1 protein-coding gene and 1 pseudogene are annotated in these 7,336 nt (G+C 69.5%); one reads left to right on the top strand and one right to left on the bottom strand.

What is annotated here, in order from left to right; all coding sequences use genetic code 11:
• Nucleotides 1–365, bottom strand: a pseudogene (locus QH276_RS24805) (MMPL family transporter); the annotation flags it as partial.
• 263 nt (nt 366–628) lie between these two features.
• On the opposite strand from QH276_RS24805, the gene QH276_RS24810 reads away from it, so the two are divergent.
• Nucleotides 629–7,021 (top strand): type I polyketide synthase, encoded by a 6,393-nt coding sequence (locus tag QH276_RS24810; RefSeq protein WP_280398450.1) that lies wholly within the window; start codon nt 629–631, stop codon nt 7,019–7,021.
• The last annotated feature ends 315 nt before the right edge of the window (nt 7,022–7,336 follow it).

Consider the following 7,336-nt stretch of genomic DNA (forward strand, 5'->3'; position numbering starts at 1 on the left):
TCCGGCACCGCGAGTCCGGTCTCGGTGGGCCAGTACGCGCCGTTGATCTTCTCTATCTCCGCGGGGAAACGCTGCGGCAGGCTGTTCAGGTGGCCGACAACGGTTTCCGCGAAATCCGGGTCGTCGACCGTCGCACCCGCAGGAGCGTGGAATACCAGCAGGACGTCGGCGACGTGGTTGCGGCCGAATGCCTCGGTGTTCAACCGGAGCGCATGTGCCGATTCCGAACCCGGATCGTCCCAGCCGCTCACGCTGAGCCGGTCGTGCACGCCGAGGCCGTAGCCGCCGAGCGCCAGCAGGCCCGCGACAACCAGCCCGAGCACGACGAACCGGCGGCGGACGACCAGGTCGATCCAGCCGGACACATAACCTCCCGAGCGCGAAATCCGGGACCGGCGCGTACCGCCGGACCCTCCGAACATAGGTGAACGACATTCGTCCCACAGGGATATACCGGCTGGTTCGACATCCCACAAATGCGCCCGTGATCGTTTGTGAAGTGACCCTGAAGGATGTCGGCCCGCCTGTGACAGGAAGTACGCTGGCGCCGTCACCGGCCGCGCGGCAACGCTCACGGTTCGCGCGTAATCGACTGGCGCTCAACCTATTCCGACTCTGGAGGATGTGTATGTCGGATATCGCAATAGTCGGCATCGGCTGCCGATTCGCAGGCGGGATCGACTCACCCGACTCCTTCTGGGACTTCGTTCTGGACAAACGCGACGGTGTGGTCGATATGCCGGCCGATCGCTGGGATTACCGCCGTTACTACGACCCGGAACCGCGCACGCCGGGCCGCAGTTACACCAAACGCGGCGCGTTCATGACCATCGACCCGTGGGAATTCGACCCCGATTTCTTCGGCATCTCCCCGCGTGAGGCGACCGTCCTGGATCCGCAGCAGCGCCTGATGCTCGAGGTCACCTGGGAAGCTCTCGACGATGCCGGGATCGCGCGGCGCGCGGCCGGCGGATCGGTCGGGGTGTATGTGGGTGGATTCGTGGTCGATCAGTCGGTGATCGGCGTGGTGGGTCCGGCGCTGTTCCACACCGATATGCACACCCCCGCCAGCGCGTCCTACACGATGCTGTCCAACCGGATCGCCTACGCGCTCAATCTGGTAGGGCCCGCGATCACGGTCGATACCGCGTGTTCGTCCTCGCTGGTCGCGTTCCATCTCGCCTGTCAGGCGCTGGCGCACGGCGACTGCGAGGTCGCGCTGGCGGGCGGTGTGAACGTCATGCTGCAGCCGGAAACCTTCGTACTCATGTGCAAGGGCGGCTTCCTAGCGGCCGACGGCCGCTGCAAATCCTTCGACGCCTCCGCCGACGGCTACGGCCGCGGGGAGGGCGCGGGCATGGTGGTGCTGAAGAAGCTCGACGACGCGGTCCGCGACGGCGACCGGGTCTACGCCGTGGTCAAGGCGACCGGGTCGAACCAGGACGGCCGCACCACCGCCATCACCGTGCCGAATGTGGATTCCCAGGAGTCGCTGGCGCGGGCGGTCTGCGCCCGGTCCGGGCTGGCGCCGGAATCGATCACCTACGTCGAGGCGCACGGCACCGGCACCCTGGTCGGCGATCCGGTCGAATTGCGCGCACTGGGCCGGGTTTTCGGTGCACCGGCCGGGCGCCGGGAGTCACTGGGCGTGGGCTCGGTCAAATCGACCCTCGGGCACACCGAGGCCGCGGCCGGTATCGCGAGTGTGATCAAGGCGGCGCTGGCCATCCGGCACCGCACGATCCCGCCGCAGGGCTGGATCGACACACCCAATCCCGATATCCCGTTCGACGAATTGGGCCTGCACGTCCAGACCGAGGCCCAGCCGCTGCCGGCGGACGCCGGCCCGATGTCGATCGCGGTCAACGGTTTCGGTTACGGCGGCACCAACGCGCACGCCATCCTGCAGGAGTACCGGCCCGCGACCGTGATCGAACCGGCGCGGGAGCCGCGGCATCACGGGGTGCTGCCGATCTCGGCACGCAGTACCGGCGCGGCCCGGGCACTGGCCGGTCGCTTCGCCGACCTCATCACCGGCGGCGCCGACCCGGCCCGGCTCGCGGAGGCCGCGTGGACCCGGATGGCGCATCACCCGTACCGCACCGGAATGCTGCTCGGCGAGACCGCTGACCTGGTGCACGCGCTGCGCGAGTTCGCCGGCGGCGAGGGCCGGGAGGCGGTACGCACCCTCGTGGCGCGCACCGCCGAACCGGTATTCGTCTTCTCCGGGATGGGCCCGCAGTGGTGGGGTATGGCGCGCGAACTGCTCACCACCGAGGGCGTTTTCGCCGACGCCGCGGCCGAGATCGACACCGAGTTCCGGGCGCTCGCGGGCTGGTCGATCGTCGCGGAACTGCTGAAGCCGGAGGACGAATCGCGGGTCACCACCACCGCGGTCGCCCAACCGGCCAACTTCCTGGTGCAGGTGGCGCTGGTGCGCGAACTCGCGCGCTACGGGATCGAACCCGCGGCGATCGTCGGGCACAGTGTCGGTGAGGTGTCCGCGGCCTATATCAGCGGCATGCTGTCGCTGCGCGATGCCGTGCTGGTGGCCTACCACCGGGCACGGTTGCAGGCCACCACGGCCGGTACCGGTGGCATGCTCGCGGTCGGTATGCCTGCCGAGCAGGCGCGGGAACTGATCGGTGACGACCCCCGCGTGGATATCGCCGCGATCAACAGCGCGACCTCGCTCACCCTGTCCGGCGAGGCGGGCCGGCTCGACGAGATCGCCGAAAAGCTCACCGAGGACGGTGTTTTCGCCCGGCGGCTGCGGGTCGAGGTGCCGTATCACAGCCGGCTGATGGATCCGATCCTCGACGAGTTGCGCGAAGTGCTGGCACAGCTCGAACCGCAGGCTCCCACGATTCCGCTGTACTCCTCGGTCACCGGCGCGCAGGTGACCGGTCCGGACTGGGACGCCGGCTACTGGTGCGCGAATGTGCGCGAGCCGGTGCGTTTCGCCGACGCGATCACCGCCATGATCGCCGAGCGCCGGGTATTCCTGGAGGTCGGGCCGCATCCGGTGTTGTCCGGCAATATCCGCGAGACCCTGCTGGCCGCCGACGTGAACGGCACCACGGTTCCCACCCTGGACCGCGGGCAGCCCGATTCCGACAGCGTCCGGCGCACTCTCATCGGCCTGTACGGCGCGGGGGTGCTGGACCTGGATACCCTGTTCCCGGCGGACGAACCCGCGACCCCGCATCTGCCGTTGCCCAGGTATCCCTGGCAGCGCACCCGGTTGCATGCACCGTTGCCGCTGTTCGAGCAGGCCCGGCTCGGCACTCCCGACAGTTACGCCATGCTCGGTGATCCGGATGTCGAGGGCAAACCGGACTACCTGTTGCAGGTCGGCACCGAATTGCTGCCGTGGCTGGCCGATCACGTCGTCGACAACGTCAAGATCATGCCCGGTGCGGCGTATCTCGACGCGGCACTCAGCGCGACCGCGAAACGGCTCGGCGTCGAACGGGTCGCGCTGGAGCAGGTGCGGTTCGTTGCGCCGCTGATCATGGGCGCCCCGGATGTGCCGCTGGTCTCGCTGAGTGTGGAGGAAGCCAGCGGCCGGTTCCTGATCCGCTCCCGGTCGGCCACGGGTACCGCCTGGACGCTGCATGCGACGGGTCGCACGCTGACCGGCAGTCATAAGCAGACGAAGGTCGAGGTCCCCGAGATCGAGACCGGTGTGGACGTCGATCCGGCGATGTTCTACACCGGGCTGGCCGCGGCCGGGTTGCAGTACGGGCCGTCGTTCCAGCGGGTGCGCACAGCACGGGCCGGTCAGGACGTGGTGGTGGCGACCGTGGACGGCAGTATCGCCGCGGGCTCCGGACATCTCGCGCATCCCGCGGTGGTGGACGCCGCCATGCAGACCGCGGCCATGCTGTTCGCCGAATCCCGGGTGGACGAGGGCACCCTGGTGCCGGTCGGGGTGGGCGCCGTGCGCCTGGTCGCGCCGCTACCCGAACGGATCACCGTCGTCGCCCGGCGCGACCCCGCCGCCCGGCTGCGGGCGAACGTGGACCTGCTCGACGACGAGCACAACCTGGTGATGCGGTTGAGCGGTCTGCAGATCGGCCCGCTCACACCGGGCCAGGATCCGCTGCGCCGGATGGCCGACTTCTACTACGTCGAAACCATGGAGCAGCGCGACCCCCTCGATCCCACGGCGCTGCCGCGGGATTCGGTGAGCACCGTGGTGGTGGCGCTGGGCGGCAGCAACCGCCGCGCGGAGGCGCTGGCCGAAACGATTCCCGGGGCCCGGCTGCATCTGGCCGGGTTGTCCGGCGCGGAGCCGGCGGCCGGTCTCACCGAGACACTGGAATCCGCCGGGGCCGAAGGTGCCGATCGGCTGCATGTGATCGTGGTGGCGGGCGCCGGCGGCGACGATATCGCCGATCTGTGGACGTTGGAGCAGGTCGCGGTGACGATCGACACCTTCGCCCATCCGGAGACCAGCGAAAAGTCCCCGGAAAGCGTGTTCGACGAGGGCGCATGCCATGTCACGCTGGTGACCGAACTGGCGTTCGCGGTACCGGGGCACGCGGGCCCGGACCCGGCGCACGCCGCGCTGGCCGGCGCCCATCGAGTGCTGTTGAACGAGCAGACGGCGCTGCGCTGGCGGCTGGTGGATGTGGAGCCGGATACCGAGACCGCCGCGCTGGTCACCGAACTCGCGGTGCCGGGCGCCTTCTGGAGCGACAACACCGACGAGGTCGCGTTGCGCGGCGGTACCCGCTGGGCGCCGGTGGTCGGCAAACCGCTCCCCGAACGCCTCGACGAACTCGACACCGCGCAGCCGCTCACCGACCCGGAGGCCAACTTCGGGCTGGAGATGCCGCGCACCCGGGTGCTGTCGGCACTGGCCTGGCGGGCCTGTCCGCGACCGGAGCCGGGACCCGGGCAGCTCGAGGTGCGGATGAAGGTGATCGGCCTGAACTACAAGGATCCGCTGAAGGTGATCGGGCTGCTCGGCGAACGCGAGCTCTCCCCCACCTATTTCGGCACCGTCCCGGGTATGGAGGGTGTCGGCGAGGTCGTGCGGGTCGGCCCGGAGATCACCGATATCGCGGTGGGCGATCAGGTCGCGATCGCCGCCAAGGGCATGATGCAGCGGTTCGTGGTGGTGGACCGGGCACGGGCCATCCCGCTTCCACCGGACGCCGACCCCGCCTACTGCACCAGCACCATCGCCTTCGGCACCGCCGAATACGCGCTGCACGATCTGGCCCGGCTGCAACCGGGCGAGACGGTGCTGATCCACGGCGCCGCCGGCGGTGTGGGTACGGCCGCCATCCAGGTCGCCAAGGATCGCGGGGCCCGCATCATCGGCACCGCGAGTACCGACGAACGCCGGGCGCATGTGCTTTCGCTCGGCGCCGATCACGCCATCGACTCCCGGTCGCTGAACTTCGTCGACGATGTCCTGGAGATCACCGGCGGCAAGGGTGCCGAGGTGGTGCTGAGCAGCGCGCCGGGTGAGATCCTGCGGCAGAACTTCCACGCGGTCGCCGAGTTCGGCCGCATCGTCGAAGTGGGCAAGGCCGATATCTACACCGGCGGCCTGCTGGAACTCGCCAACTTCGACAAGAACGTCGCGTACTACTCGATGGACCTGGACCGCCTGGTCGCCGTGGACGCGCAACGGTTGATCACCCTGCTGCAGCGGGTCTACGAGAAGGTGCTGGCCGGCACCTACCGGCCGCTGCCGTACCGGTTGTTCGACACCGACGAGGTCGCGAGCGCCTTCGAGGAAACCATCCGCTCGACCGGCCTGCGGCGGATCGCGCTGCGGATGGATTCCCCGCTGCCCGCGGTGCGGCCCTATCTGCCGCAGGTCGAATTCGACGGGGCGGGAACCTATCTCGTCACCGGCGGGTTCGGCGGGTTCGGGATGGCCATCGGGCGCTGGCTCACGCTGCGCGGGGCGCGCCGGCTGGTGCTGGTCAGTCGCAGCGGCCCCACCACCGAGGAGGCCCGCCGGCAGCTGGCTGCCTGGGATACGGCCGGTGTCGAGGTGATCGACGAACGCGCCGATATCACCGACGCGGACGCTGTCGCCGCGATCGTGGCACGCGCGCACAGCCCGGAACACCCGCTGCGCGGCGTATTCCACGCGGCGGGGTCGGTGGCCGACAACCGGCTGGCGGCCATGACCTTCCAGGAACTCGATATCGTGTACCGCCCCAAGGTGCACGGCGCCCGGATATTGCACCAGGCGGTCGCCGACGCCGGGATCGACCTCGACATGTTCGTACTCTGCTCCTCCGGCGGATCCATGTACGGCATCTACGGCCAGTACAACTACTGCGCCGCCAATGTCGCGGTGGAAACCATGGCGCAGGAATGGGCCGCGGCGGGCGAGCGGGCGCTGTGCGTCGGCTGGGGTCACCTCTCCGGCGCGACCGGCGGCATGGCGGCCGACGAGACCGCGGTCAAATATCTCGACCTGGTCGGCTTCGACCCGATCGATATGGCCGATGCCACCGCCTATCTGGAACAGGCCCTGCGCCTGGGAGTGCCGCGGGCGGGCATCATCCCGACCGACTGGGCCAAACTCACCGGCACCTTCCCGCAGCTCACCCGCACCGGCCGCACGATGGCGCTGGCGCAGGTCTCCGCCAAGGACACCTCGGAGCTGGCGCAGCTGCGCGCCGAGGTGGCCGCGATCGAGGAAGGCAAACGCGGCGCCTTCGTGGCCCGCAAGATGGCCGAAGAACTCGCGGTCGTGATGGGTGTGCCGGTCGAATCCATCGATATGACCGTTCCCGTCCCGGAGTTGGGGCTGGATTCCCTGATGGCGGTGGAACTCGGGGCCCGGGTCACCAAAACCCTCGGCATCGACCTGATGTCGCTGCAGATGGGCCGCTCCTTCAGCCTCGAACAGGCCGGACCCAAAGTGGCCGAGCTGATCCTGGCCGCCGAATCCGCGAACGGGCAGTCCGCACCGGATCCGGCCGCACTCGTCGCGGCGTCCGAGCGCGCGGCCGAACCCGTACCGGTGGGAGCCACATCGTGACGAGCAGTCGCCGAAACGAGGATGCAGCATGGTCGAATTCGGCCTGATCGACGAATGGGAACCGGCGCCGGGCCGGCTGACCAGCTGGGTCGCGTCACCGGAAGCGGTGGCGCGGGCCCCGGGGGGGGGGGGGGGGGCCCCCCCGCCGCGCGGGGCGGCGGGGAGAGAAAAATTGGGGGGGGTGACCCGCCACTCCGCGTTTTTGCCATTTCCCCCCGCGGGGGGCGGGGGGGCTCCCCGCTTATTTTGTCCAGGCTGTCGGCTCGGCGGCCCGGTGTGCCCGGGGCCCCGCCGGGCCCGCGCCACCGCTTCCGG

It is taken from the genome of Nocardia carnea (assembly GCF_029869215.1).
Lineage (GTDB): Bacteria > Actinomycetota > Actinomycetes > Mycobacteriales > Mycobacteriaceae > Nocardia > Nocardia carnea_B.

Bases quoted from the DNA above. Each gene is read 5' to 3' on its own strand.
- QH276_RS24810 (WP_280398450.1), top strand. From the start codon at position 629: ATGTCGGATATCGCAATAGTCGGCATCGGCTGCCGATTCGCAGGCGGG.